The organism is Mesorhizobium sp. M1409 (genome assembly GCF_040317535.1).
Taxonomy (GTDB): Bacteria; Pseudomonadota; Alphaproteobacteria; order Rhizobiales; family Rhizobiaceae; genus Mesorhizobium.
In genome coordinates this window covers 110,696-134,066 of sequence record NZ_JAMYKV010000002.1, presented here as the reverse complement: position 1 = coordinate 134,066, position 23,371 = coordinate 110,696, and the positions used below count along the sequence as shown (strand labels likewise).

Here is a 23,371-nt window from a genome sequence, read left to right as displayed (position 1 = left end):
AGTTCAAGGGCGCCACTGGCGCCCTTTTTCGGTTTCGGGGCATGCTCTTGCGGCTCGGACGCTTCGGGAGGATAATTTCGTATCGGATGCATTTTCTGGGCGACAACCCGGATGCCCGCCCCGGCGAAGCCGCCGTGCTCCGTGGCCCCGGAGGAGGTGTGCCATGACAAGCTACATCGTGCTGATGAACTGGACCGAGCAGGGCGCCAAAAACGTGCGCGATTCACCGAAGCGGCTCGACGCCGCCAGGAAGCAGCTGGGAGATATGGGCGGATCGTTCAAGGCGTTCTACCTGACCATGGGCGAGTACGACATGGTGGCGCTGGTCGAAGCCCCCGACGACGCGGTCCTGGCGCGTTTCTCGCTGATGCTGGCGGCGGCCGGCAACGTCAGGACGCGAACGTTGAAGGCCTTCCCCGAATTCGCCTACCGCGAGATCATCACCTCGCTCGGATAGAGCCGTGACGAGACAGCGCGTAAAGCGCGTCGCCACTTTTGGGTAACGTGCGTTAGGATGTGGCCATGTCCGAACCGCATTCCCATTCGCATCTGTGGCCCGGCGTGCCGCTCGCGCTTGGCTCCGCCGCCTTGTTCGGGGCGACGCCGCCGCTCAGCAAGCTGCTGCTCGACGGCGTCAATCCCTTCATGCTGGCCGGACTGCTCTATCTCGGTGCCGGTCTCGGCCTCGCCTTGTATCGTTTGCTTCGGGGCAGGCAGGCCGCAGCCGAGGAAGCGCAGCTGACCGCTGGGGATATTCCCTGGTTGACGTTGGCAATCGGCATGGGCGGCATCATCGCGCCGGTGCTGCTGATGTTCGGTTTGACCCTCAACACGGCGTCCAGTTCGGCGCTGCTGCTCAATCTGGAAGGGCTGTCGACGATGACGATCGCCTGGCTCGTCTATCGCGAGAATGTCGACCGGCGTCTGCTTTTTGGCGCCTTCGCCATTCTGGCCGGCGCCGTTCTGCTGTCCTGGCAAGGTGACGGCATCGCCTTCAACCGTGGCGCCCTGCTGGTGGCGGGGGCTTGTGTGGCCTGGGGGCTCGACAACAATTTCACGCGCAGGATCTCGGCCACCGACCCGGTGATGATCGCCATGCTGAAGGGTCTGGTGGCGGGCGTCGTCAATGTCGGGCTGGCGCTTGCCGGCGGGGCTTCGTTTCCCCCAGCATCAATCGTCGCGGCCACCGCGGCCGTCGGCTTCTTCGGCATCGGCGTCAGCCTAGTGATGTTCATCGTGGCACTGCGTCATCTGGGCACCGCACGGACGGGAGCCTATTACTCGCTCGCCCCTTTTATCGGCGCGTTGCTGGCAATCGCCATCCTGGGTGACGCCGTCACGCTCAAGCTGGCGGTCGCAGGGCTTCTGATGGGCATCGGCCTCTGGCTGCATCTGTCGGAACGCCATGAGCACGAGCACGAACACGAGGAACTTGAACACGAGCACAGCCATGTGCATGACGAGCACCACCAGCACCATCATGACGAGCCGGTGAGCGAACCGCATTCGCACTGGCACCGGCATGCGCCGATGCGCCACCGGCATCCGCATTATCCCGACCTGCACCATAGGCATGGCCACGGGTAAATGCTCACCGTCTGGTACAACACGCGCTGCCCGGTTTGCGATACCGGCATCAGCAGGCAGAAGCGGCGGTTGATCGAAGCGGTCAAGGCCGGACGGATCGAGTTTCGCGACATCAACCTTGAACCGGCAGCGCTTGCCGGATTTGGCGCGTCCCTTGAGGATATCCGCCGCCGGCTGCACGCCACCGACGCGGGTGGCCAACTGCTGGTCGGCGCCGACGTGGCGATTGCCGTGTGGAAGGTCACGCCGGGCGAGGGCTGGCTGGCGACTTTGTTCGGCAATCCGGTTGTCTTGCCGCTGACACGCTTTGCCTATGATCGTTTCGCCGACCTGCTCTATGCCTGGAACCGACGCAAGGGTCGCTGGTAGCAGCTCGTCATTGATGGCCAGGAGCGCGAAGGTCCGGAGGACATCTCCGGACCTTTTTCGTGCGAGCTATCGGCTGGCCGGTTCGCACAGCGTGCCGACAATGCGGCGTACCATCGGCAGCACCAGCAGCAGCGTCGGAAACGCCACCAGCCAGGACAGGCCCCAGGCGGTCAACCAGATGGAAGCCAGGCCGGGATGGAAACCGAGGCTTTTCAGCGTCGAGATGAACGAGACGATGAAGGTCATCAACAGCGACAGCACCAGCGGGCTGAGAACAGCGGCATAGTGCGCAGGCAGCTTCCTGCGCTGATGTCTTGCAGTCATTTTGGGAGTTTCCCTGAATTGTCCGGTCCGTCGCATTGGCATCCATTCGCCGGTGACCGGCTGAATTGCCCGGAAAGGCCGGGGTTGGATGCGTTGCTTGACGTCAGACGCTTACGGAGCAGCCGAGGCGCTCGCGGGCCTTCTAGCGGCACGTTCCGGTGAAAGCAAGCCTCTTGGCATCGTTTCGAGATACATCGTAAGATATATCTTGACTCCAGCGATTGGCTTGCCTAATTAAGATATATCGTAAGATAGAACTCAAGGAGCAATCAATGCACAAGCAATTCGGGCACAATCATTTCGGCGAGCGCATGTTCATGCACATGGCCGGCAAATTTGGTGGCAGAGGAGGCGGCGGTTTCGGCCCGTTCGGGCATGGTGGTCGTGGCGGTGGACGCGGCGGCCCGGGCGACATGTTCCGCGCAGGCCGCATGCTGGCCGACGGCGACCTCAAGCTGATCACGCTGTCGCTGCTGGCCGAGGCACCGCGCCACGGCTACGACATCATCAAGGCACTGGAAGAGCGCACCAGCGGCATCTACAGCCCGAGCCCGGGCGTGGTCTACCCGACCCTGACCTTCCTGGAAGAGGCCGGCTACGCCGCCTCCGCCGCCGACGGCAACAAGAAGGTGTTCTCGATCACCGAGGCGGGCCAAGCGCATCTTGCCGACAATCGCGAGATGATCGACGGCGTGCTCGACCATCTCGAGCGTTTCGGCCGCAAGATGGCCAAGGCGCGCGACTGGTTCGGCTGGAACGACGAGAGCGAAGAGGGCGGTCGTCGTGGCGGTCGTGGTGGCCGTTCGGAAGCACGCGACGAGTTCCGTGCCGTGCGCCACCGGCTGCGCGCGGCTCTGGGCGACTTCGTCGATGCCCCGGCCGACAAGCAGGCCGAGGCGATCGCCATCCTCGAAGCCGCCGCCGAGGCGCTGGAAGCGCTGTCGCACAAGTAAGGTCTTCCGGCACGGCCGGACGCAGCCCTTGCCCGCCGGGCCAAGGACCGATAGTGAAATTCATCCCGCGCCACGCTACATGGTGTGGGATGAATGCTGTTGGAGGAAGCCCCGATGTCTTTTCTGAAGCGTCTTTTCGGCGGTGGTGGCGGCAATGAAGCGGCCGAGCCAAAAAACGCGGCACCAGCCAAGCAGGTCGAGCACAAGGGCTTTCTGATCAGCGCCACGCCCTACAAGGCGGACGGCCAATACCAGACCTGCGGCGTCGTCTCCAAGGAGATCGACGGTGTGGTGAAGGAACACAAATTCATCCGCGCCGACCGCTTCGCCGGGCTCGATGACGCCGTCGACATCTCGATCAAGAAGGGCATTCAGCTGGTCGACGAGCAGGGCGAGCGGATTTTCGGTTAGGCAGGACTGGTCGAGGCAACGAAATGTCGGCCCTCCGCAGGAAGCAGTTATTCGCCGCCAGTTTCTCGAACAACGGCCGTGGGCCGCAAGCAGAGAGTCTCGACAAATGAGCGTAGCATTTGCCAAGGAGGAAAGTGCTGAGGCAGCATCGGAAACCATCCTGCCGGCTCGCCCTGTCTCCGACCGGATCAACCTCGTCACGGAGGCGGGCCTCAAGATGCTGCAGGATGAATTGGCTGGCGCTCAGCAGGCTCTCGAGGCCGCCAACATGCTGGAGGATGTCAACGAGAGGCGACGGCAGTCGGCGGTTCCGGTTCGAGATATGCGCTATTATGCCGAGCGCGTCCGTACGGCTCAGCTTATGTCGGCGCCCACGTCCAATGATGTGATCGCCTTCGGGCACAGCGTCACTTTCAAGCGTGATGATGGACGCATTCAGACCTTCCGTATCGTCGGCGAGGATGAGGCCAACCCGTCTCAAGCTTCGATATCGCATGGTTCGCCGGTTGCTATCGTGCTGACTGGCAAAACCGTTGGCGACTTTGTCCAGCTAGGGCAGCGCGAGCTTGAGATCCTGTCCATTTCTTAGTTGGACATCGGTATGATGCACGACCGGGGCGAGTGCCTGGAACCAATGACGGGTGAGACTGTTCAGTTGTAACTTTGAACCACGCTGACGAGCCCAGCCTTTGGGCAAGCGGCCACCTCAAGGAGCTCTCATCATGACGATTTCCAGAATTCGTTCACTCGCGGTTGCCGTCATCGCGGCAGGGGCAGTCAGCGTTGCCGGCGCCGCGCATGCCGACAGCGGCACGATTCGCTTTGCCATCTACAAGGCGGCCTTTTTCGTTGGTGGATCCGGGGGCGAGGGCACGCTGACCTTCCATGGTCGTCGCTATCCCATCTCGGTCGCCGGCGTCTCGGGCGGCCTCGCCTTCGGGGTCTCCAAGACCTATTTCCACGGGACCGTGCGCCACATCAGGCGCGCCCGGGATGTGACGGGGGTCTACGGTGCGGCGGGCGGTGGTGGCACGCTCGGCAAAGGGGCTCAGGTGATCGTCATGACCAATGACAAGGGCGCCCAACTCGAACTGTCAGGCAAGCAGGTAGGCCTGCAAGTCAACGCCGATCTCAGCGGTATGTCCATCACGGTGAAGTAAGAGGTTCGTCAGTCCTGGAAATGGACCTGGCCGTGGCGCCGCCGCGTGCCCCGGCTTAAACGCGCGCAATCGCCAAAAGCCAAGCCAGGATATCGAGCAACAGTAAGAGCAGCGCAATCTGCAACGCCACCCGAAGCCGCTGGATAATTCGCCAGTTGCTGGCCATGTCCGCCTTGATGCGCAGGGCAAGCGCGCGGCGCATCGCCGACATCGTCGTCGGCTTCTCGCCGTCGACATATTGATAGAGCAGCTCTTCGGGATCGAAGCGGAATGTATATTGGTGATAGGGCCAAAGCATGAAGACGATCAGTCCGCCGATGCCGAACAGCAGGGCCACCGCCGTCCAGTCCCAAGGCCCAAGACCGTTGGCAAGGGCCGCGCCGCCGAGCAACGAGTTGGCGAATGCGGTGGCAAAGATAAGGCTGCCGGCGCGGGTGCTCATGTTCTCCACAAGGGTCTGCTGTTGCGTGAGACCTCTCACCGCCTCCTGATAAATGAACGCAAGACGCGGATCGTCGTCGGCAACACCGCTTTCGACAATTCGGTTGCTTTCTCTTCCACTCGGACGTTCGGCCATAAGGGCGCCTCTCTGGTGTGGCGGGGACGCGCGAGCTTAGCCCCGATCCCTCGTCGCAGAAAATATGCTGGCCGTGGACCACTACACTTCGGCAAGGCCTGGGACGGCTGTAAAGCCGGCAGAACCAGTTGATCCGAACGGGCCAGACTCACACGTGCCTAGCCCGCATGGCTCGGATTCGATCCGGCCGAGGACCATGGCAGTTCACCGTTTCCATGAAACGGTGAACTGCTCTAGCTCTTTATTTTGACACAATTCCGGACGGAAAACCGTTTCACACTTTTCCTGGAATTGCTCTAAGCCGCCTGCAACTCCCGGCGGGGCAGCGGCGGGAAGGCGATGGCGATGCCGACCGCGCCAAGCCCGATGAGGGCCGAGCCGATGAACAGCCAGGAATAGTTGGCGTAGGCATCGAACACCATGCCGCCGGCCAGCGGTCCCAACGCCATGCCGAGGCTGGACAGCATCGTGGCGGCGCCGAACACGGTGCCGAGGATGGGCTGGCCGAAATATTCGCGCGCCAGCACCGCGTAGAGCGGCATGACGCCGCCATAGGTGGCGCCGAAGATGACGGCCAGCATGTAGAACTGCTCGAGCCGGCTGATCGAGAGATAGGCGGCAATGACGATCGCCTGGATCGCTAGGCCCGCGATCAGCACCGGCTTGACGCCAAGCCTGTCGGCCAGCACGCCGTAGAAAAGTCGGCCGCCGAGGCCGGCAAGGCCCTCGACGCTGTAGATCGAGACGGCTGCCATGGGCGCGACGCCGCACAGCATGGCATAGCTGACCATATGGAAGATCGGCCCGGAATGCGCCGCGCAGCAGGCAAAGAAGGTGAGGCCCAGTACGATGAATTGCGGCGAGCGCAGCGCCTGGCCGACCGTCAGGCCGGCGCCCTCGGTAGCCGGCGCTGGACTCGCAGCCGCCGTTGCTGGCTTTGGCGGCTGACGGACCAGCAGCACGGCCGGCAACAGCAGCACCCAGGCGGTGATGCCGATGTCGAACATGGCGGTGCGCCAGTCGTAGGCTGAGATCAGCCAGCGGGCGAAGGGCGAGATCGTCATCGGCGCCACGCCCATGCCGGCCGAGACCAGCGAGACGGCAAGGCCGCGGTTTGTCTCGAACCAGCCCGTGGTCAGCGCGATCATCGGCGCGAAGAAGGCGCTGGCGGCGAGGCCGACCAGCACGCCATAGGTGATCTGGAAGCTGAGCAGCGAACCGGCGCGGCTGGCCAGCACCAGCGCCGACCCGAGCAGCACCGCGCCGATCGTGACGACGATGCGGGCTCCAAAACGGTCCGAAATGGCGCCCCAGGCGAAGCCGCCAAGGCCCATCACCAGGAAGTTAAGGGTCATGGCGCTCGAAATGCCGGCGCGCGACCAGTTGGTGTCGATCGCCATCGGCTCAAGGAAGATCGCCAGCGAAAACATCGTGCCGATGGCGACACAGGACATCAGCGCGCCAGCCGCGACGATGACCCAACGATAGGAAAGGTTCATTCAAATCTCCCATGCCAGAGGGCAGCGCTGCGCGCTGCTTGCCTCCGAAGGACGCTGGCACCGAGGCCGATCCTACAATCCGGTTGCATTTTTTATCCAGTCTGAAATGACGGGGTTTTTCGTTGGCTCAGATCGGCAGTTCCGACGTGTATTTGATCGTCTGGCTGGGAACGTCGGTCTTGACGTTCTGCACGCCCTTGATGCGGCTCAGATGCTCCGACTGGAAGCGGCGGTAGTCGTCGATGCCGGCCGCCACCACGCGCACCATGGCATCGCAGTCGCCGAGCATCAGGTAGCACTCCATCACCTGCGGCAGCTTGGCCACTTCGGTGGCGAAATGCTCGATCGTGTCCTCGTCCTGTGCCTTCAGCCAGATGCGGGTGAAGAAGGTCAGGCCCTTGCCGATGCTGGCCGGGTTGAGCACGGCGACATAGCGGTCGATGATACCGGCTTCCTCCAGCAGCTTCACGCGCCGCAGGCAAGGCGAGGGCGACAGCCCGACTTCATTGGCCAGATCGGTGTTGGCCATGCGGCCGTCGCGTTGCAGCGCTCGCAGGATCCGCTTGTCGATCTCGTCCAGCTTCATGGTTTTGGATTCCATCTATTCGGCAATTTGTGACACTCAATGCCGAAATTCGGTGAAATACAACAATCTTTGCAACCAAATTGCGGACCGATATCGGTATGTTTGCCCCGACATCAGTTGATTTCAAATGCAGGGAAGCGGTGGCCGTGAGGTCAGCCGATGGATAACCATGAGTATTTCACAGGCAGTCGAGACGGCGGGCGACGGTTCGAGATCCGAATTCCGTCGTGGCGTGGCGTCATGCGCACCGGTGCTGTTCGGTACCATCCCCTATGCGCTGGTGCTCGGCGCCCAGGCAACCCAGAAAGGGCTGAGCACGGTCGAACTGTCCGCGATGACCGGGCTGAACTTTGCCGGTGGCTCGGAATTCGCGGCGGTCCAGTTGTGGACGTCGCCGCCGCATATCGCGCTCATCGTTGCCATCACCTTCCTGGTCAACAGCCGTCATTTGCTGATGGGAGCGGCACTGGCGCCGTTCCTGCGCGATCTGCCGAAGCGCAAGGTCTTTCCGGCGCTGTTTTTTATGTGCGATGAAAGCTGGGCACTTGGACTTGCCGATGCCAGGCAGCGTGCCGTTGCAGGCATCACGCCGGCCTTCAGCCCGCACTATTATATGGGCGCCGCACTCGCGATTTATCTCACCTGGGTGGCTTTCACCACGCTGGGTGCCTTGCTCGGCCCGATGCTGGGCCGTGTGGAGACCTACGGTTTCGACATGGCGTTCCCGGCCGTCTTCCTGGTGCTGATGCGCGGCATGTGGACGGACATGGCGGCGGCGCGGCTCTGGCTGATCAGCCTCGTCGTCGCGGCGCTGTTCTATCTCTTCGTCCCGGGCGCCTGGTATGTCGCCGCCGGCGCGGTGTCAGGGCTGGTCGCGGCCTGGCTGATGGCAGGTGATGCATGATCGACGCAACGACCCTTCTCACCATCGTGCTGATGGCCTGCGTTACCTACCTGACCCGGATCGGCGGCTATGTCGTGCTGCGTAATCGCACGCTCGGTGCCCGCGCCACGGCGGTGATGGAGGCGGCACCTGGTTGCGTGCTGATCTCGGTGATCGCGCCGGCCTTCGTGTCGAGGAATCCGGCCGACCTTCTGGCGCTGGGGATCACTCTCGCCGCCGCAACGCGGCTGTCCATGCTGCCAACTGTGTTGATCGGGATCTCTTCGGCGGGGCTGTTGCGGCATCTGATTGGCTAAAACGAAAAAGGCCAGGCGCCGAGGCGTCTGCCTTTTTCAATCCAGATGGTCGGTGTGACTTACGCTGCCGCCGCGACATCGCGGGTAGCTGCAACCACGGCGTCGACCTTGGCGGTCGCCTTGGCGAGCGCTGTGGCTACCGCGTCGGGTCCCATGCCGACGCCTTCGATGCGGATGACGTCTACATCGGTCATGCCGAGGAAGCCGAGCACGCCGCGCAAGTACGGAATGGCGTGATCGAACTGCACGGCGGCGCCCTCCGAATAGATGCCGCCGGAAGCGAGCACGATATAGACCTTCTTGCCGGTGACGAGGCCCTTGGGGCCGTTTTCGCCGTAGGCAAAGCTCTTGCCGGAGCGGGCGATGTGATCGACCCACGACTTCAGCGTCGAGGAAATGTTGAAATTGATGAAGCCGGTGGCGAGGATCACCGTGTCGGCGGCGAACAGTTCGTCGAGCACGACATCGGAGACACCGACGACTTCCGCCTGGCGCGGGGTGCGGGCCTCGACCGGCGTATAGATGCCGGTCGCGTAGTCGGCATCGATGTGCGGCAGCGGGTTGGCGACCAGATCACGCACCACGAGCGTGTTGGACGGATCGGCGGCGAGCAGCTTCTCGGCGAATTCGGTGGCGATACGGGTCGAGTGCGAAGCGGCGCCACGCGGGCTTGAGGTGACAAGAAGAATGGACATTTTGGGCTCTCCAGTGGTTGGAATGATTTGTCCCACCACATATGGGCTATCGATCCATTGGATAAACCAGTATAATTCCTATACGATCCATCAATAAAATAGATACAGCGATGCAACCCAATCCGACGCTCGACCAACTTCAGATCCTGGTGACGGTCGCCGAAACCGGCAGTTTCTCGGCTGCCGGGCGCAAGCTCAACCGGGCGCAGTCCGTGATCAGCTACGGGATCGCCAATCTCGAGGCGCAGCTCGGGCTGAAACTGTTCGAGCGCGAGGGCACGCGCGAGCCGCAGCTGACCGAGATAGGCCGGGCGATGCTGGAAGATGCGCGTCGTATGATCGGCGTGCTGCAGCGCATGCGCTCGCGCGTCGACAGCCATCATCAGGGGCTTGAGGCCGAAGTTGCGCTGTCGGTCGATGCGACGCTGCCGTCACCGGTGCTGGTTCGGGTGCTGAAGGCGTTCGAGGCACAGTTTCCGACCGTGATGTTACGCCTGCACATCGGCACGCTTGGGCTGATCCCCGATCATGTCGTCAGCGGGCAGGCCGACCTTGGCATTGGCGGCCTGCTGGGCGAGGTCGATGTGCATCTCGTGCGTATCGGCTTCATGTCGATCGTGCTGGCAGCCGCGCCCACCCACCCGCTGGCGTTGCTGCCAAAACCAGTGGCGATCGAGGATGCCCGCGAACACACCCAGCTTGTCGTCACCGACCAGTCGGAGCGCACCAAGGGGCGCGACTTTGGCGTCTACGCCTACCGCACCTGGCGGCTGACGGACGTGCGTACCAAGCATACGCTGATGCGCGAGGGGTTGGGCTGGGGCGGGCTGCCGCGCTGGCTGATCGCCGACGATCTGGCGAGCGGCCGGCTGGTGGAACTCGACCTTGAGTCCTTCAGGGAGGTCAGTTCGCCCCTGTTTGCCATGCATCGCAAGGATCGCAGCCCGAAGCCGGCGGCGGCCTGGCTGATCGACCAATTCAAGCGCCAGCTCGGCTGCTTCAACGAGTTCGAGCCTGGCGAGGTGCCCGAGGAAGAGCCGGAGACAGTCCCTCGATCAGCGCCATGAGAACGGCCCGGTAATCCTCGGCCGAGGCGCCGCCCTCGATGGCCAGGGCGGCGCGGTCGAAGGCTGCGCCGAGCAGCGCGGTCAGCGCCTCCGCCGGCAATCTCGTCATCGTCTGCGCCCGCATTGCCGCGACCAGCCCCTCGCGCAGCGAGCGGTTGCCGTGGCGGTTGTCGATCGCATCCATGGCGGCGCGGCCAAGTACGGCGGGACCATCGAGCAGCAGCAGCCGCGTGCGGCCGGGTGCGCGCATGGCGGCGAGATAGGCATCCGAACCGGCAATCAGCGCGTCGCGGGCATCGAGCGATGGCGGCGAGGCGCGCTCGATCTCGTCGGCCACCGCCGCCGCCTCCTGCTCGACGACGGCGGCAAAGAGCGCCTGCTTGTCGGCGAAATGGTGATAGAGCGCGCCGCGCGTGACGCCGGCGGCGGCGACAATCTCGGGCGTGCCGGTCTCGGCATAGGATTTTTCGGTGAACAGCTTTCGCGCCGCGGCGATCAGATCGGCGCGCGTCGCCTCGGTGCGGTCGCGGTTGGAGCGGCGCGCGGAGTCCCGTTGCATACATGCAGCCTGTATGTTAAACAATTTACATACAGATTGTATGTTATCTGAAGGGAGAAAGGAAGATGAGGACCACGAGCTATTACCCGGTCCTGATGACCGGTGACGTTGCCGGTACGGCGGCTTTCTATGTCAGGCATTTCGGCTTCCGGCCGCTGTTCGAGATCGACTGGTACGTGCACCTGCAATCGGTGGACACCAAACGTGTCAATCTCGGCGTTGTCCAGGGCGACCACGAGACGATCCCTGAGGAGGGGCGGGGCCGCACATCGGGCCTGTTGATCAATTTCGAGGTCCGCGACCCGGACGCGGTCTATGAGCGGATCCTTGCCGCCGGCCTGCCGATTCTGTGCTCTCTGCGCGACGAACCCTTCGGTCAGCGCCACTTCATCACCAAGGATCCCAATGGCGTGCTGATCGACGTCATAAAGCCGATACCGCCGAGTGGGGAGTTTCTGGCGCAATATGCGGACGGTGCGGCGGGAGCCTGAACGTCGGCTCAACTCGCCCTCGCCACCGGCGTCACCGTCACCTGGCTGACGCCGGTGCGGCGCACGACGGTGCACAGCGTCTCGCGGCCGATGCGCTCGGCGTCGAGCATACGCACGAGGTCGTCGACGCCGGTGACCGGGCGGCCATCGATGGCGGCGATGATGTCGCCTTCCTTGAAGCCCGCCTTGGCTGCCGGACCGTCCTTTTCGACGCCGCGCAGCCGCACCGCCGTACTGGTCGAGACTTGCGACAAAAGGGCGGCGCGGCGCGGCAAATTGACAGTGTCGGCCGAGACACCAATGAAGGCGCGGCGCACGCGGCCGAACCGGATGATCTCCGAAATGACGAAATTGGCGGTGTTGGAAGCGACCGCGAAGGCGATGCCTTGCGCGCCATGGATCATGGCGGTGTTGACGCCGATGACCTCGCCGGCCGACGAAACCAGCGGACCGCCGGAATTGCCCGGGTTGAGCGCCGCATCGGTCTGGATGACATCGTCGATCAGCCGGCCGGTGGAGGCGCGCATCGAGCGCCCCAGCGCCGACACAACGCCGGAGGTGACGGTCCATTCGAAGCCCAGAGGGTTGCCGATGGCAATGGCGATCTGGCCGCGCCGCAGCCGCTTGGAATCGCCCAGCGGCGCGACATCGGCAAAGCTGCCGTCGGCCCGCACCAGCGCGATGTCGGTGTCCGGGTCGCGACCGAGCACGTGGCCTTCTCGCGAGGCGCCGTCCGGCATCGAGACGCGCACCGTTCTTGCATCACCCACGACGTGAAAATTGGTGACGACCAGCCCGTCCTGCGCGATGACGAAGCCCGAGCCATGGCCGCCCTGACCGCTGACGCGCTCGATGCGGCAGACGGCAGGGCCAATGCGGTCGACCGCGTCGGCAACCGTCGTCGAATAGGCGTCGAGCAGCGTGTCGTCGGCTAATCTATCGTCAGTTTGGAATTTCGGGGCGAGGAAGGCCATCGGCGGGGTTCCGTGTTGTCGGGCGCAAGGATGACTATATGTGCGGAGCAGTCCGACCGGCCGCGACCTGACCAGATGGCCAGTCAACCGGCAACTAGCCGTCAGGCGAGTACCTCTAGGCGCGCTATCGAGCGATATCTGGGGCATGGATGAACCCAGGAGACCAATATGAGCGATTTCAATCTGAGTGCGTTTTCGGAAGCCATCGCCGATCTCGCCGCCAAGGCGGCGCCGGCTACGGCAAGTTTCGCCACGCATCACCACCGCACGGCAAGCGCCTTCCACTGGCGTGACGGCTATTTCGTCACCGCCGAAGAGGCTGTCGAGGCCGGCGAGGAGATCGAGCTGACGCTGGCCTCCGGCGAGACGGTGAAGACCGAACTCGTCGGCCGCGATCCTTCGACGGGAGTCGCCCTGCTGAAGCCGGCTGCCGCCGTCAGCGCCGCGTCGTTGGCCAAGGCCGATGCGGTGCGGCCGGGCAATGTCGCCATCGCCATCGGCAACAGCGACGGTTCCGCTCTGGCCGTGTCGGGCTCGGTCGGCGAGGTCGGTCCGGCCTGGCGCTCGATGCGCGGAGGCACCATCGACCGGCGCATCAATCTTGCGGTCGGCGCCGGCGGCCGTTTCGAGGGCGGCCCGGTGCTCGACGCCAAGGGCGCTCTGATCGGCATGCTCTTGTTCGGGCCGCGACACCGGGCGCTGGTGATGCCTTACGAGACGATCGAGCGGGCGGTCGCGACCCTGCGCGAAAAGGGTCATGTCGCGCGCGGCTATCTCGGCGCCGGCCTGCATCCGGTGCGCGACCGTGACGCGCATGGCGCGATGGTGATGAGCCTCGACGGGGATGGCCCGGCCAAGGCCGCCGGTCTCTCTCTCGGCGACATCATCGTGGCGTGGAACGGCGAGGCCGTGCATGGTCCGCGCGACCTGATCCGCAGGCTCGGGCCCGACAGCGCCGGCGCTTCGGTGACGCTTGGCGTCGTGCGCGGCGGCGAACAGCGCGATGTCGCGCTGACCGTCGGCGAAAAGCCGCTTTCCTGAGAGGAGTGATGGATACGCTCACCAGCGACCGGATCATGACTGACGGTGCCGTCTCGCGGCGGCTGGTGGTGCTGATTGCGCTTGGCGACGCGTCGCGCGCCGAGCGCCTGGCGGCCGCGCTTGCCGCGAGCGATGACCTGCTGCCGGTCGTGGCCGGTGATGGCAAACCCGATGTCGCCATCGTCGACGACAGGAGCGGCGACGCCGTGCCGGCGTCCACGCCTCGGGTGCTGCTGTCGGGACGCGCCAATGGCGGGCGACCCGCTGGCGAGGTATTGGCCGTCATGCCTGCGGACGCGGATGATTTGTTGATCGCTGCGGCGGCACGGCTGGCCGCGGCGGGCTATCGCGTATCGGGCGGCGGTAGAAGCGGGCGCCTTGAGGACTTCCATGCCGGCGACGGCGAGCCGTTCGAGGACGAAGCCTCCGACGAGCATGCGATCCGCCCAACACTGTCGCCGCGCGAGGCGGAAGTCCTGGCGCTGCTGGCCGAGGGAGCACCCAACAAGGTGATCGCACGGCGGCTGAACATTTCCGTGCACACGGCGAAGTTCCATGTCGCAGCGATCCTGATCAAGCTGGGTGCGGCCAACCGCACCGACGCCATTGCCATCGCGATGCGGCAGGGGCTGGTGCTGGTTTAGGCGACGACGTCTCAGGCAGATCTTGCGATCATCGTCAAAGTCAGTGCTGCCCCTCATCCGCCTGCCGGCACCTTCTCCTCGTATAGTGACGGAGAGAAGGGAGTTTGCCGCGACCTCGGCGCTCTTCCTGCAACGTTGGCGATTGGCGAAAGCGGTGGTGACGGCGTCTTTCTCCCCGTCACCATACGGGGAGAAATGCCCGGCAGGGCAATGAGGGGCAGCGCGGCGCTACGGACGGAACATGCATTATCTGGTCGGGATTCCGAACTCGTCGTAACCGAGTATCTCGTCTTCCCTCCTCGGGTGGTCGCGCTTTGGTATTCGACCTGCTCGCTCAGAAATTTCCCGAAGCTTGACGATCAGCTCAGATTCTCCCGACCGAGACACCATGCTTTCGCGAGCAATCTGGTTTTCGAGGTTCTGCCGGATCGCCTCGGTCGCCGACACGCCGCGGCTGCTGGCGAGTTGACGTGCCAGTTGCGAGATCTCCGCATTCTTAATCGACAAAGCCATTTGATGGTCTACCATTCTGTACGGAATATATACCCAACCCTCCGCAGCGTCACCATGGCTCCCCGCCTAAGCTCTTGTATCCCGTCGTGGCACAGGCAAGGATCGCACACGAGATAATGCAGGCGGAGGAAAAATGTCGCTCAAGGGAAAGACGCTGTTCATCTCCGGCGGGTCGCGCGGTATCGGGCTGGCGATCGCGCTGCGTGCCGCGCGTGACGGCGCCAATGTGACGATCGCGGCCAAGACCGCTGAGCCGCATCCCAAGCTGCCGGGCACGATCCATACGGCGGCCGAAGAGATCGAGCAGGCCGGAGGCAAGGCGCTGCCTGTGCTGTGCGATATCCGTGAAGAGGCGCAGGTGGCCGAGGCGGTCGCCAGAACCGTGGAAAAGTTCGGCGGTATCGATATCTGTGTCAACAATGCCAGCGCCATCCAGCTCACCGGCACGCTGGAGACCGACATGAAACGCTACGACCTGATGCACCAGATCAACACGCGGGGCACCTTCCTGGTGTCCAAAATGTGCATTCCACACCTGAAGTTAGCCAGCAATCCTCATATCCTGAATCTGGCGCCGCCGCTCGACATGAAGGCCAAATGGTTCAAGAACCACGTCGCCTACACGATGGCCAAGTTCGGCATGTCGATGTGCACGCTGGGGATGAGCGCCGAATTCGCCAGGGACGGCATTGCGATAAATTCACTGTGGCCGATCTCGACCATCGACACGGCGGCGGTGCGCAATCTGCTCGGCGGCGCGACGGTGGCGGCGATGAGCCGTTTGCCCGACATCATGGCCGATGCCGCGCATGCCATTTTCATGCGGCCGGCGCGCGAGACCACGGGCAATTTCTACATCGACGAAGAGGTGCTGCGCGCCGAGGGCGTCAGCGATTTCTCGGTCTATTCACCTGATGCGACCGGGCCTCTGGCCGGCGACTTTTTTGTGCCGGACGAGGTGTTCGCTAATTCGAGCACGGAGATAAGAGGGATCTACTAGGCCGGAGAACTCGGAAGCGCGGAGCTATCAGCTGATCTGCGATGGCGTGGCTTGGAACTCAGCAAGCTCCGCGTGATACGGCCAGCAGAGCCGTATTTCGGTCGGGTCGCTCCGGTTTGCAGTCGGCAAGACAAAAGCCCCGCCGGAGAGGGTCCGACGGGGCTCAATGCGTCCCGCTGGAGTCGGGACGGGCCAGGGAACGCCCACTTCTGAATCTGGGGTAGGTACGTCTTCGATTCAATGAGCCCGGCGGCGTACCAGTACAATTCTTGTTGAATCCCGGCACGTCGAGCCATCCCCGGCAGGGCCGGGGATGGCTTCTCGTACCGATTCCACAAACCAGGTCATGGTTTTGAAATCATGACCTAATTGTTGCTGGCCACAGGCGCCACCAGTGGGGTGATCCGGCGGATCGCAACGCGTCGGTTCTCGCGGTTGGGCCCCGCCGTGTTGACCTTCAGATACTCCTCGCCATAGCCCTGTGTCGTCAGGTTTTCCGGCGGGATGCCGAACGCGTTGGTCAGCGCCTCCGCCACCGCTTCCGCGCGGCGATCGGACAGAGCCAGGTTTGCCTCCGGCGTGCCGACGGCGTCGGTGTGGCCCTCGATCAGAAAGGTCTCGGCCGGGTTCTTCTTCAACAGCTTTTCCATGGCGTTGGCGACGCCCTCAAGCTTTTGCACTTCGGTATCGGAGATAGAGGCCGACCCGAATTCGAAGTTGAGTGTGTCGAGATCGACGCGGCGTGCGATGTCGCGCACGCGGGCCGAACGCTTGACCTCGTCGATCGAGTAGAGGCGCTGGACCCGTTCCACCGGCGGCTGTTCGAGGAAGGTGTAATAGTCGTCCGGATCCTCTACATCCTCGGAGTCCAGGATGTATTCCTCGCGCGAAATGGTGAGCCGCATCGGAGGCAGGTCGTCGCCCGGATCGCGCCAGTCGCCGTCATCCTCATAGTGCCGCTCGTCGACATAGCTCAGCACATACTCGCGTCCATCCGGCGCGATCCGCGAACGCTGGATGACGTCGCCATAGCGGTTGCGGATGGTGACGATCCGGACACCGTTGTCACGCTCGACAATTTCCCGGGTGCGATCGCCCGACAGATCCTCATAGTATACGTTCCTGGCGCCGCGGTGCATGCGCGGAGCGTCATTGCTTTCCACGATCGTCTGGTTGTTGAACTGGAGGATGACGCGGTCACCGAACTCCCTGACGACGTCGACGCCTTTCGGACGCCGGCGGTCGCGGACGTTCTCATCGGGTGCACGCTCGACGCGTTTGCCCTTTTCCTCCGTCACAGGGGCGATCTTTTCAGGCTGGATTGCCTGCTGGGCCGACTTGTCGTCGGTGGGTGGTGGTCCCTGGTCGACCGGGGCAGGCTTTGGAGCCTGCGCCTGCTCGCCAGTCGGCTGGGCGGGCTGGGTGGCCTGCTCGCCATTCGCATTCTCGCCTCCGTGCGGGCCGTTCTTGCCCTTGCGCTTGCGCAGGACATCCTTCTGGCTGTCGAGGATGGGGGCTGCATTCTTGTCGGCCGGGGCTTCACCCTGGGCCGCACTTTCGCCCTGGGCCGGCTGTTCGCCGGTCACGGGTTGCCGGCCATTGGCTGGTTGTTCGGCCGTCGACGGTTGTTCTCCCGTCACCGGCTGCTCGCCGACAGGCTTCTTGCCGCGCTTCTTCTTTTCCCTAGGCTGTTCGCCCTCGGCGGGCGCCGCCTGCTGCTCGGGTTGAAGCGGTTCGGCCTGCGGAACCGGCTCGCCGGCGGGCGCTTGCTTCCTGGCCGGCGCCTGTTCTGCGGGCGCGGCTTCAATCTGCTGGTCCTGCTTGTGCTTCTTGCGCAGGGGCTGTGGGTTGTTGTCGTTTGCCGGGGCCGCCTGCTCGGCAGGCTGTTCGGCCGGCGCCTGCTCGGTCTGCTGCCGCTGATCGCGCTTCTTCCTGCGCGGCTGCTGTTCCTCGGCGGGTGCGGCCTGCTCGGCCGGCGCCTGCTCGGTCTGCTGCTGCTGATTGCGCTTCTTCCTGCGCGGCTGCTGTTCCTCGGCGGGCGCGGCCTGCTCGGCCGGTGCCTGCTCGGTTTGCTGCTGATCGCGCTTCTTCCTGCGCGGCTGCTGTTCCTCGGCCGGTGCGGCCTGTTCGGCCGGCGCCTGCTCGGTCTGCTGCTGCTGATCGCGCTTCTTCCTGCGCGGCAGTTGTTCCTCGGCGGGTGCGGCCTGTTCGGCCGGTGCCTGCTCGGTCTGTTGCTGCTGATCACGCTTCTTCCTGCGTGGCTGCTGCTCCTCGGCGGGCTGCTCGCTTTGGGCCGGCGCCGCCTGCTGTTCAGGCTCGGCCTTCTTGCGCTCGGCCTTCTTGCGCTCGGGCTTTTGTTCCGGTTCCGTCTGCTGCTTCTGCGCGCAGGCTTCGGCCGATTCGCCCTCGGCGCATGCTGCTTGCGCCAAATTGAATGGGACCGACGTGCGCTGGGTAGGGCCGAACGCGGCACTTTCCGGAAGCGGGAACGCGCCCAAAGGCGTGGATGCCATCAGCAGGCCAAGTGCGGTGCCGGCCAGAATCCGTGGTTGGCGTTTCATCGAAAACTCTCCTTGTGGGGTCCCATCCTTGCCGAAACCGATCTTGCATCAATTGGTTCCGGTTTGGCGTGAATAGAGACCGTGCAGGGCTATTGGCCGGCCTTTTGAAGGCAACTTCGTGTCTTTCGACTGGCGAACGCCGCATTCCGCCCGTTGCCACGCTTGACGTTGCCGGCGGCTGGGGCCACATGCCGGCAATGGAAACGCCATTCTGGAAAACCAAGACGCTGGAGGCGATGAGCCAGAGCGAGTGGGAATCGCTCTGCGACGGCTGCGGCAAATGCTGCCTGTCGAAGCTCGAGGACGAGGACACCGGCGAAATCTACTGGACCAGCGTCGGCTGCCGGCTGTTCGACGCGCAGACCTGCCGCTGTTCGGACTACGCCAACCGGCTGGCGCGCGTTCCCGACTGCGTCGGGCTGACGCCGCAAAATGTGCGCACCATCAGCTGGCTGCCCAGCACCTGCGCCTACCGGCTGGTGGCCGAGGGCCGCGACCTCTACTGGTGGCACTGGCTGGTGTCGGGCAGCGCCGAGACCGTGCATGAAGCCGGCATCTCGATGCGCGGCCGGGTCAAGGCGAGCGAAACCGATCTTGCCGAGCCGGAAGACTATTTTGATTACATGCTCGACGAGGAGCCGTAGGGCCCGCGGCGCGACGACGAGCCAGGGGCTCGCGCTGGGAACGGCCAACCGCAGGGATCGCGCCGGTGACGCCTGCTCCTCAGCCAATCGGCCGGATCGGAAACCGGCGGCGTTCCTGGCGTTCACCGGGGTGCGTGACGGGATGAATGGCGGGCAATTTCCTTTTTCCCGCCACATGAACCGGAGATGAACATCAGGTTCGTAAAGAGTTCAGACAGGCAAGTGCATTCTCCCACCATCGGTTCACGAGGACGGGTGAAAGCCCGCAAAAAAGGAGAAAAAACGATGTTCAACACCATCAGGACGGCAGCCCTTTCGGCTCTGGTCGGTCTCGGCGCGCTGACGGCCATCCCCGCTCAGGCCGACAGCCTCTACCTCGGCTTCGGCAACAACAACGACCCGCGTTTTGGCGTCTATACCGGCGACGATGGCTATCGCCATCGCCGTGATGAACGCCGTAGCGACTGGCGTGATGAACGCCGCGGCGGCTGGCGTCGTGGCTGTTCGCCGGACCGCGCCCTCGACAAGGCCGAACGCATGGGCCTCTACCGTGCCCGCATCGTCGACGTAAGCCGTCGTACGGTGAAGGTGATGGGCCGCCAGGACGGCGACCGTGTCGTGGTCGTATTCGCCAATGAGCGCGGCTGCCCGGTTATCTATCGCTGAGGCCGGGTTCGGCTTGATTGCAGGGGCATGATCTTCCCGAACCTGCGGTTCGGAAAAGATCAGCCCGGGAGCTTAGAGGCATGATCTACGAAGATCAGCCAGGCAGCATGATCTTTTGCGAAGATCAGCCGGGCAGCATGATCCTCTGCGAGGATCAGCCGGGAGACACGACCTTCTGCGAAGGTCGGTCCGGACTAGCCGAGCCCCTTGCCATTTAAGGGTGTGGCTCGAAAAAACCCCGCGGGAGCGATCCCGCGGGGTTTTTCATGCACGCTGTTGGCTGGTCGGATCCTCAGTCACGGATCGTCAAGGCCGCTACTTCAGCTCGAAGGTGACGGTGACCTGCACATTGTAGGAATTCTCGCCGGCCTGCACGGGAGCCGCGGCACCCGCCGCGGCGTCGAAGGCCTTGGCGTTGATCGGCATCGGCGCCGGCGCGATGTTCTGGTCGGTGATCTCGATCACCCGGCCAAGGCTGACCCCGGCGGCCGCGGCCAGCGTCTTGGCCTTGGCCATGGCGTTGGCGACCGCCTTCCTGCGCGCTTCGGTGACCGTTGCCGCCGGGTTGTCATTGGTAAAGGCGATGCCGCCGCCCTGGTTGACGCCGAGCGACACCGCCTTGTCGAGGATCTCGCCGGTCTTGTCGACATCGCGCACCCGCACCGAAAGCGTGTTGGTCACCTGATAGGCGACGAGTTCGGCTTCCTGACTGCCATCCGGCTTGTTGGTGTAGTTGTAGCGCGGGTTGATCTGGATGCCCGCGGTCTGCAGGTCGCGGTCGTTGATGCCGGCCGACTTCATCGCCGCGATTACGGCGGCCATGGCGTCATTGTTGGCGTCGAGCGCGGCGCGCGCGGTCTTGGCCTCGCGCATGACGCTCAGCGTCAGGACCGCCAGATCGGGGGCTACGGTTGCTTCGCCTTCGCCTGACACGATGATGCGGGGCGGCGGCGTCAAATCGGTGGCTCCAGCCATCGCCGGAAAAGCGATTGCAGCGGCGAGCGCGAGAGGCAAAAGATGTCTGGTCATGAAAATCTCCTTGGTCCGCGATCAAGTCGCAAAGGTCGCGTAGATCGCGATTATGGGTTGATTTGGGCGATCTGCGGAAGCCCGTCGGGAAAGCCTTGTGCCGCGACGGGAAAAACATTAATCCAGCCGGCGTGGGGCCCGTAGCTCAATGGTTAGAGCCGGCGGCTCATAACCGCTTGGTTGGGGGTTCGAGTCCCTCCGGGCCCACCAACTTATTATAAATCAGAGGCTTACGCTTAATTCTTTGAGCTTGAATTGAGTGTTGTCGAGTAAGTCTCTGCCTTTCGGGTGAAATGGTTTTGGGCCCGTTTGTCAATTTTCTCCGTCTCGTTGATGGCACCCCGTCACAGGTAGCTCAACATTCCAGGCGTCGAAAGATCTATCTGCAATGGATGCGGTAATCGGCGGCAACGAAGTGCAATTAGGCGGGTTCTGACTTCGGTCGTGCACGCCCTCCGGTGCGAGGACTGGCCGCTGGTGGCCAAGATCATAGAGAAATCTTCGTGCCTAGATCGGCCCGCTCGCTTGAGACCGAAGGCGCATGCGAGAGTGATCCCCCGCCTTTCGCGGCCAAAGGAGCCATCGTTGCGTGGATGTCGTCAGTTGCTTCTTCAGGCAGCAGCGCGGCTAAAGCGATCGATCCTGAAATCATCGAGCGGCGTTTCGCAACGGTCGGTCGTGATGAGTTCGGCCATGGCGTCGCCCACGCCCGGACCGAGCTGGAAGCCGTGTCCGCTGAAGCCGAAAGCGTGGAACAGGCCTGGCGTCGTCGCCGAGCGTCCCATGACCGGCAGCATGTCCCTGACATAGCCCTCGCAACCGGACCAGGTACGGATGGCCGTAGCCTGCGCGATCGCCGGCAGCAGCCGCGCGACGGCGCGCAGCTGCGTCGGCAGGCGCATGGGGTCGGCGGCCGCGTGGCCTGGATCGAGGTCCACCGCTACCCTTTCGGCCGCTCCGCCGAAGACGATGTTGCCTCGCTCGACCTGACGCAGATAGGCGCCATGGTCCTTGTTGCGCGTCCAGATGCCGACCACCGGCAGGATCCGATGCGGCAGCGGCTCGGTCACACCCATCTGCGGGCCGCGGGCGTCGAGCGGGACCGCTTCGCCGAACTGCGCGGCGATGCGCGCGCCCCAGGCGCCGGCGGTGTTGAGCAGACAGTCGGCGGCGAATGCACCTTTTGAACTTGCGACAAGGAAGCTGGAGCTCGCGTGGGTGATCTTCTCGACCTCAGCTCCCTCAATGATTTCCGCGCCGAGCTTGCGGGCCGCCTCGGCAAAGGCCGGTGCGATCAGCCGCGGATTGCCGCTGCCATCCTGCGGCGAGAACGACGCCGCAACAGCATCAGGACCGAGAGCGGGAAAACGGGCGCGAATCTCGCACGGGCTGAGCTCTTCCAGCTCAAGCCCCCAGGGCAGCGCCGCCTTGGCGTAGGCCCGCATGTCGGCGCGGCTATCTTCATCGAAGATCAGCCGGATATGGCCGGTTGCGCGGAATTCCACGTCGCGGCCAAGCATTTTTTCGGCCTCGCCCCACAGCCTGAGCGAGCGATGGGCCAGCGGAAGCTGGGACAGATGACGCCCCGTACGCCGGATGTTGCCGAAGGAAGCAACCGTTGCTCCAGTGCCGATCCGGTTGCGCTCGATCAACGTCACGCGCGCGCCGCGCCGGGCCAGGAAATAGGCCGAAGCCGTCCCCATAAGCCCGCCGCCCAGCACGATCACATCCATAGCGGCCTCCTGCTAAAAGCAACCGAATTTCTTGCCGATCTTGTCCGGGCGGCGGCATTGCGTCAAAGATGCGTTTGGACAGAAGCCATAAGCTTACCCTATGGAGTGGCAATGCGGGCCCGGCAGCTCGAAGTGTTCATCGCCGTCATGCGCGCGGGCACCGTGACCGCCGCGGCGCGGATGCTGAACATCTCCCAGCCTGCTTTGAGCCAGATCCTGCTCCGCGCCGAGGATGACCTCGGCTTCACCCTGTTCGAGCGGGTGAAGGGCCGGTTGCGACCGACCCCGGAGGCGCTCGAGATCTTTCCTGATGCCGAGAGGTTGTCGGCCGGGCTTGAAGGCTTGCGCCGCAAGACCACCGATCTACGCCTGGGTCGGGCAGGGCTGGTGCGGGTCGCCGCCTCACCACCGCCGGCCATGGCTATCTTGCCGCGTGCGTTCACCAGATTCCGGGCCCAGCATCCCAACATCATGTTGCGTGCCCATAGCGCGCCGATCGCTGCCATCGTCGACATGCTGCGAGCCGGCGACGCCAGCCTCGGCGTGGCCATGGACGACCGGCTTCCGCCGGATATCGAGGCGGAGATGATCGGCAGCGTCGGCTTCGCATGCCTGCTACCCGCCGGGCACGTGCTGCAAAAGAAAGCCGAGCTGATGCTCGCCGACCTCGTCGGGGAGGAGTTGATATCGTATCGCGGCAACACCCGCCCCGCCGACGAATTGGCCCAAGCTGCCCGCGCGCAAGGTGTGACGCTTTCGCTGTCGCTCGAGATCGACGTATCCATCTCCGCGTTTGGTTTTGTCCAGGCCGGTATGGGCATCGCCCTGGTCGACGCGCTGCTGCCTTGGCATCAGTTTGCCGGGCTTGCGGTCAGGCCGCTGAAGGCAGGGCCGGAATTTCCAATCGCGCTTCTCACCTCGCGGACACGGGCCCTTTCACGCGCCGATGAGATGATGCGCGAGGAGATCCGCGCGGCCTGTGCTGTCGTCCTGGATGAGCATCTCGCGAAGCCATAAGCAAGACTTATATCCTTGCCTGTCATACGTCTTGGACCCGCACCATCCGGTCGTGCCAGTTTTGCCTGGCA

At 63.9% G+C, this 23,371-nt stretch carries 29 protein-coding genes and 1 tRNA gene; 19 read left to right on the top strand and 11 right to left on the bottom strand.

Annotated features, from left to right (window positions below; translation table 11 throughout):
- Positions 1-163 precede the first annotated feature (163 nt).
- The 3 genes from NKG99_RS02130 to NKG99_RS02120 all read left to right on the top strand — a co-directional run bounded on the left by NKG99_RS02130 (position 164) and on the right by NKG99_RS02120 (position 1,956).
- On the top strand, positions 164-457 hold the full coding sequence (locus NKG99_RS02130) for a GYD domain-containing protein (RefSeq protein WP_352863672.1): 294 nt from the start codon (positions 164-166) through the stop codon (positions 455-457).
- A 65-nt stretch (positions 458-522) separates the two neighbouring features.
- Positions 523-1,587, top strand: coding sequence for a DMT family transporter (locus tag NKG99_RS02125; RefSeq protein WP_352863669.1), 1,065 nt, complete (start codon positions 523-525; stop codon positions 1,585-1,587).
- The gene (locus tag NKG99_RS02120) at positions 1,588-1,956 is read left to right on the top strand and encodes a thiol-disulfide oxidoreductase DCC family protein (RefSeq protein WP_352863668.1); all 369 of its coding nucleotides are present in this window, start codon (positions 1,588-1,590) and stop codon (positions 1,954-1,956) included. It abuts the gene before it with no gap.
- A 66-nt stretch (positions 1,957-2,022) separates the two neighbouring features.
- On the opposite strand, the gene NKG99_RS02115 is transcribed toward NKG99_RS02120, so the two are convergent.
- Positions 2,023-2,280, bottom strand: coding sequence for a DUF2798 domain-containing protein (locus NKG99_RS02115; RefSeq protein WP_352863667.1), 258 nt, complete (start codon positions 2,278-2,280; stop codon positions 2,023-2,025).
- Positions 2,281-2,552: 272 nt separating this feature from the next.
- Here NKG99_RS02115 and NKG99_RS02110 point away from each other — a divergent pair, with 272 nt between their 5' ends.
- The 4 genes from NKG99_RS02110 to NKG99_RS02095 all read left to right on the top strand — a co-directional run bounded on the left by NKG99_RS02110 (position 2,553) and on the right by NKG99_RS02095 (position 4,804).
- Positions 2,553-3,233 (top strand): PadR family transcriptional regulator, encoded by a 681-nt coding sequence (locus NKG99_RS02110; RefSeq protein ID WP_352863666.1) that lies wholly within the window; start codon positions 2,553-2,555, stop codon positions 3,231-3,233.
- Between the two features lie 114 nt (positions 3,234-3,347).
- Positions 3,348-3,644 carry an HlyU family transcriptional regulator gene (locus NKG99_RS02105; RefSeq protein ID WP_352863664.1) on the top strand — a complete coding sequence of 99 codons (297 nt, stop codon included), beginning with the start codon at positions 3,348-3,350 and terminating at the stop codon, positions 3,642-3,644.
- 106 nt (positions 3,645-3,750) lie between these two features.
- On the top strand, positions 3,751-4,233 hold the full coding sequence (gene greA / locus NKG99_RS02100) for a transcription elongation factor GreA (protein WP_352863663.1): 483 nt from the start codon (positions 3,751-3,753) through the stop codon (positions 4,231-4,233).
- A gap of 133 nt (positions 4,234-4,366) precedes the next feature.
- Complete coding sequence (locus NKG99_RS02095; protein WP_502911015.1) at positions 4,367-4,804, top strand: hypothetical protein; 438 nt, start codon at positions 4,367-4,369, stop codon at positions 4,802-4,804.
- A 55-nt stretch (positions 4,805-4,859) separates the two neighbouring features.
- Here NKG99_RS02095 and NKG99_RS02090 read toward each other — a convergent pair whose 3' ends face one another.
- From NKG99_RS02090 to NKG99_RS02080, 3 genes are all read right to left on the bottom strand, one after another.
- Positions 4,860-5,381: a hypothetical protein gene (locus tag NKG99_RS02090; protein ID WP_352863662.1), complete on the bottom strand. Its 522-nt coding sequence runs from the start codon at positions 5,379-5,381 to the stop codon at positions 4,860-4,862.
- A 296-nt stretch (positions 5,382-5,677) separates the two neighbouring features.
- Entirely contained in the window at positions 5,678-6,880 is a 1,203-nt protein-coding gene (locus NKG99_RS02085) for an MFS transporter (RefSeq protein ID WP_352863661.1), read from the bottom strand.
- Positions 6,881-7,007: 127 nt separating this feature from the next.
- Entirely contained in the window at positions 7,008-7,466 is a 459-nt protein-coding gene (locus NKG99_RS02080) for an Lrp/AsnC family transcriptional regulator (RefSeq protein ID WP_352863660.1), read from the bottom strand.
- 169 nt (positions 7,467-7,635) lie between these two features.
- Here NKG99_RS02080 and NKG99_RS02075 point away from each other — a divergent pair, with 169 nt between their 5' ends.
- Together NKG99_RS02075 and NKG99_RS02070 are read left to right on the top strand one after the other, a co-directional pair.
- Positions 7,636-8,370 (top strand): AzlC family ABC transporter permease, encoded by a 735-nt coding sequence (locus NKG99_RS02075; protein ID WP_352863658.1) that lies wholly within the window; start codon positions 7,636-7,638, stop codon positions 8,368-8,370.
- The gene (locus NKG99_RS02070) at positions 8,367-8,666 is read left to right on the top strand and encodes an AzlD family protein (protein WP_352863657.1); all 300 of its coding nucleotides are present in this window, start codon (positions 8,367-8,369) and stop codon (positions 8,664-8,666) included. Before NKG99_RS02075 ends, NKG99_RS02070 begins: the two co-directional genes overlap by 4 nt.
- A gap of 59 nt (positions 8,667-8,725) precedes the next feature.
- On the opposite strand, the gene NKG99_RS02065 is transcribed toward NKG99_RS02070, so the two are convergent.
- The gene (locus NKG99_RS02065) at positions 8,726-9,361 is read right to left on the bottom strand and encodes an FMN-dependent NADH-azoreductase (RefSeq protein WP_352863655.1); all 636 of its coding nucleotides are present in this window, start codon (positions 9,359-9,361) and stop codon (positions 8,726-8,728) included.
- Between the two features lie 110 nt (positions 9,362-9,471).
- Here NKG99_RS02065 and NKG99_RS02060 point away from each other — a divergent pair, with 110 nt between their 5' ends.
- Complete coding sequence (locus NKG99_RS02060; RefSeq protein ID WP_352863654.1) at positions 9,472-10,428, top strand: LysR family transcriptional regulator; 957 nt, start codon at positions 9,472-9,474, stop codon at positions 10,426-10,428.
- On the opposite strand, the gene NKG99_RS02055 is transcribed toward NKG99_RS02060, so the two are convergent.
- The gene (locus NKG99_RS02055; RefSeq protein ID WP_352863653.1) at positions 10,361-10,987 is read right to left on the bottom strand and encodes a TetR/AcrR family transcriptional regulator; all 627 of its coding nucleotides are present in this window, start codon (positions 10,985-10,987) and stop codon (positions 10,361-10,363) included. The two genes, NKG99_RS02060 and NKG99_RS02055, sit on opposite strands and share 68 nt — an antisense overlap.
- Before the next feature lie 65 nt (positions 10,988-11,052).
- Here NKG99_RS02055 and NKG99_RS02050 point away from each other — a divergent pair, with 65 nt between their 5' ends.
- Positions 11,053-11,478, top strand: a complete 426-nt coding sequence (locus NKG99_RS02050) for a VOC family protein (protein WP_352863652.1) — start codon at positions 11,053-11,055, stop codon at positions 11,476-11,478.
- An 8-nt stretch (positions 11,479-11,486) separates the two neighbouring features.
- On the opposite strand, the gene NKG99_RS02045 is transcribed toward NKG99_RS02050, so the two are convergent.
- Complete coding sequence (locus NKG99_RS02045; protein WP_352863651.1) at positions 11,487-12,452, bottom strand: S1C family serine protease; 966 nt, start codon at positions 12,450-12,452, stop codon at positions 11,487-11,489.
- Positions 12,453-12,620: 168 nt separating this feature from the next.
- On the opposite strand from NKG99_RS02045, the gene NKG99_RS02040 reads away from it, so the two are divergent.
- Positions 12,621-13,493 carry a S1C family serine protease gene (locus NKG99_RS02040; protein ID WP_352863650.1) on the top strand — a complete coding sequence of 291 codons (873 nt, stop codon included), beginning with the start codon at positions 12,621-12,623 and terminating at the stop codon, positions 13,491-13,493.
- An 8-nt stretch (positions 13,494-13,501) separates the two neighbouring features.
- Positions 13,502-14,137, top strand: a complete 636-nt coding sequence (locus NKG99_RS02035; protein ID WP_352863648.1) for a helix-turn-helix transcriptional regulator — start codon at positions 13,502-13,504, stop codon at positions 14,135-14,137.
- A gap of 246 nt (positions 14,138-14,383) precedes the next feature.
- Here NKG99_RS02035 and NKG99_RS02030 read toward each other — a convergent pair whose 3' ends face one another.
- Positions 14,384-14,650 carry a type II toxin-antitoxin system VapB family antitoxin gene (locus NKG99_RS02030; protein WP_352863647.1) on the bottom strand — a complete coding sequence of 89 codons (267 nt, stop codon included), beginning with the start codon at positions 14,648-14,650 and terminating at the stop codon, positions 14,384-14,386.
- Positions 14,651-14,783: 133 nt separating this feature from the next.
- Between NKG99_RS02030 and NKG99_RS02025 the strand changes: the two genes are divergently transcribed.
- On the top strand, positions 14,784-15,650 hold the full coding sequence (locus NKG99_RS02025; protein WP_352863645.1) for an SDR family oxidoreductase: 867 nt from the start codon (positions 14,784-14,786) through the stop codon (positions 15,648-15,650).
- A 365-nt stretch (positions 15,651-16,015) separates the two neighbouring features.
- On the opposite strand, the gene NKG99_RS02020 is transcribed toward NKG99_RS02025, so the two are convergent.
- Complete coding sequence (locus NKG99_RS02020) at positions 16,016-18,211, bottom strand: OmpA family protein (protein ID WP_352863644.1); 2,196 nt, start codon at positions 18,209-18,211, stop codon at positions 16,016-16,018.
- A gap of 197 nt (positions 18,212-18,408) precedes the next feature.
- Between NKG99_RS02020 and NKG99_RS02015 the strand changes: the two genes are divergently transcribed.
- The 3 genes from NKG99_RS02015 to NKG99_RS02005 all read left to right on the top strand — a co-directional run bounded on the left by NKG99_RS02015 (position 18,409) and on the right by NKG99_RS02005 (position 19,739).
- A complete protein-coding gene (locus NKG99_RS02015; protein ID WP_352863966.1) occupies positions 18,409-18,855 on the top strand; it encodes a YcgN family cysteine cluster protein in 447 nt (148 codons plus the stop codon).
- A gap of 285 nt (positions 18,856-19,140) precedes the next feature.
- Positions 19,141-19,521: a hypothetical protein gene (locus NKG99_RS02010; protein WP_352863643.1), complete on the top strand. Its 381-nt coding sequence runs from the start codon at positions 19,141-19,143 to the stop codon at positions 19,519-19,521.
- A gap of 80 nt (positions 19,522-19,601) precedes the next feature.
- Positions 19,602-19,739, top strand: coding sequence for a hypothetical protein (locus NKG99_RS02005; RefSeq protein ID WP_352863641.1), 138 nt, complete (start codon positions 19,602-19,604; stop codon positions 19,737-19,739).
- 97 nt (positions 19,740-19,836) lie between these two features.
- Here NKG99_RS02005 and NKG99_RS02000 read toward each other — a convergent pair whose 3' ends face one another.
- Positions 19,837-20,550, bottom strand: coding sequence for an SIMPL domain-containing protein (locus NKG99_RS02000; RefSeq protein ID WP_352863639.1), 714 nt, complete (start codon positions 20,548-20,550; stop codon positions 19,837-19,839).
- A 134-nt stretch (positions 20,551-20,684) separates the two neighbouring features.
- Between NKG99_RS02000 and NKG99_RS01995 the strand changes: the two genes are divergently transcribed.
- Positions 20,685-20,760, top strand: a tRNA-Ile gene (locus tag NKG99_RS01995).
- Positions 20,761-21,161: 401 nt separating this feature from the next.
- Here NKG99_RS01995 and NKG99_RS01990 read toward each other — a convergent pair.
- Positions 21,162-22,283, bottom strand: a complete 1,122-nt coding sequence (locus NKG99_RS01990) for an NAD(P)/FAD-dependent oxidoreductase (RefSeq protein WP_352863638.1) — start codon at positions 22,281-22,283, stop codon at positions 21,162-21,164.
- 111 nt (positions 22,284-22,394) lie between these two features.
- Between NKG99_RS01990 and NKG99_RS01985 the strand changes: the two genes are divergently transcribed.
- Positions 22,395-23,300: a LysR family transcriptional regulator gene (locus tag NKG99_RS01985; protein WP_352863637.1), complete on the top strand. Its 906-nt coding sequence runs from the start codon at positions 22,395-22,397 to the stop codon at positions 23,298-23,300.
- Positions 23,301-23,371: the final 71 nt, after the last annotated feature.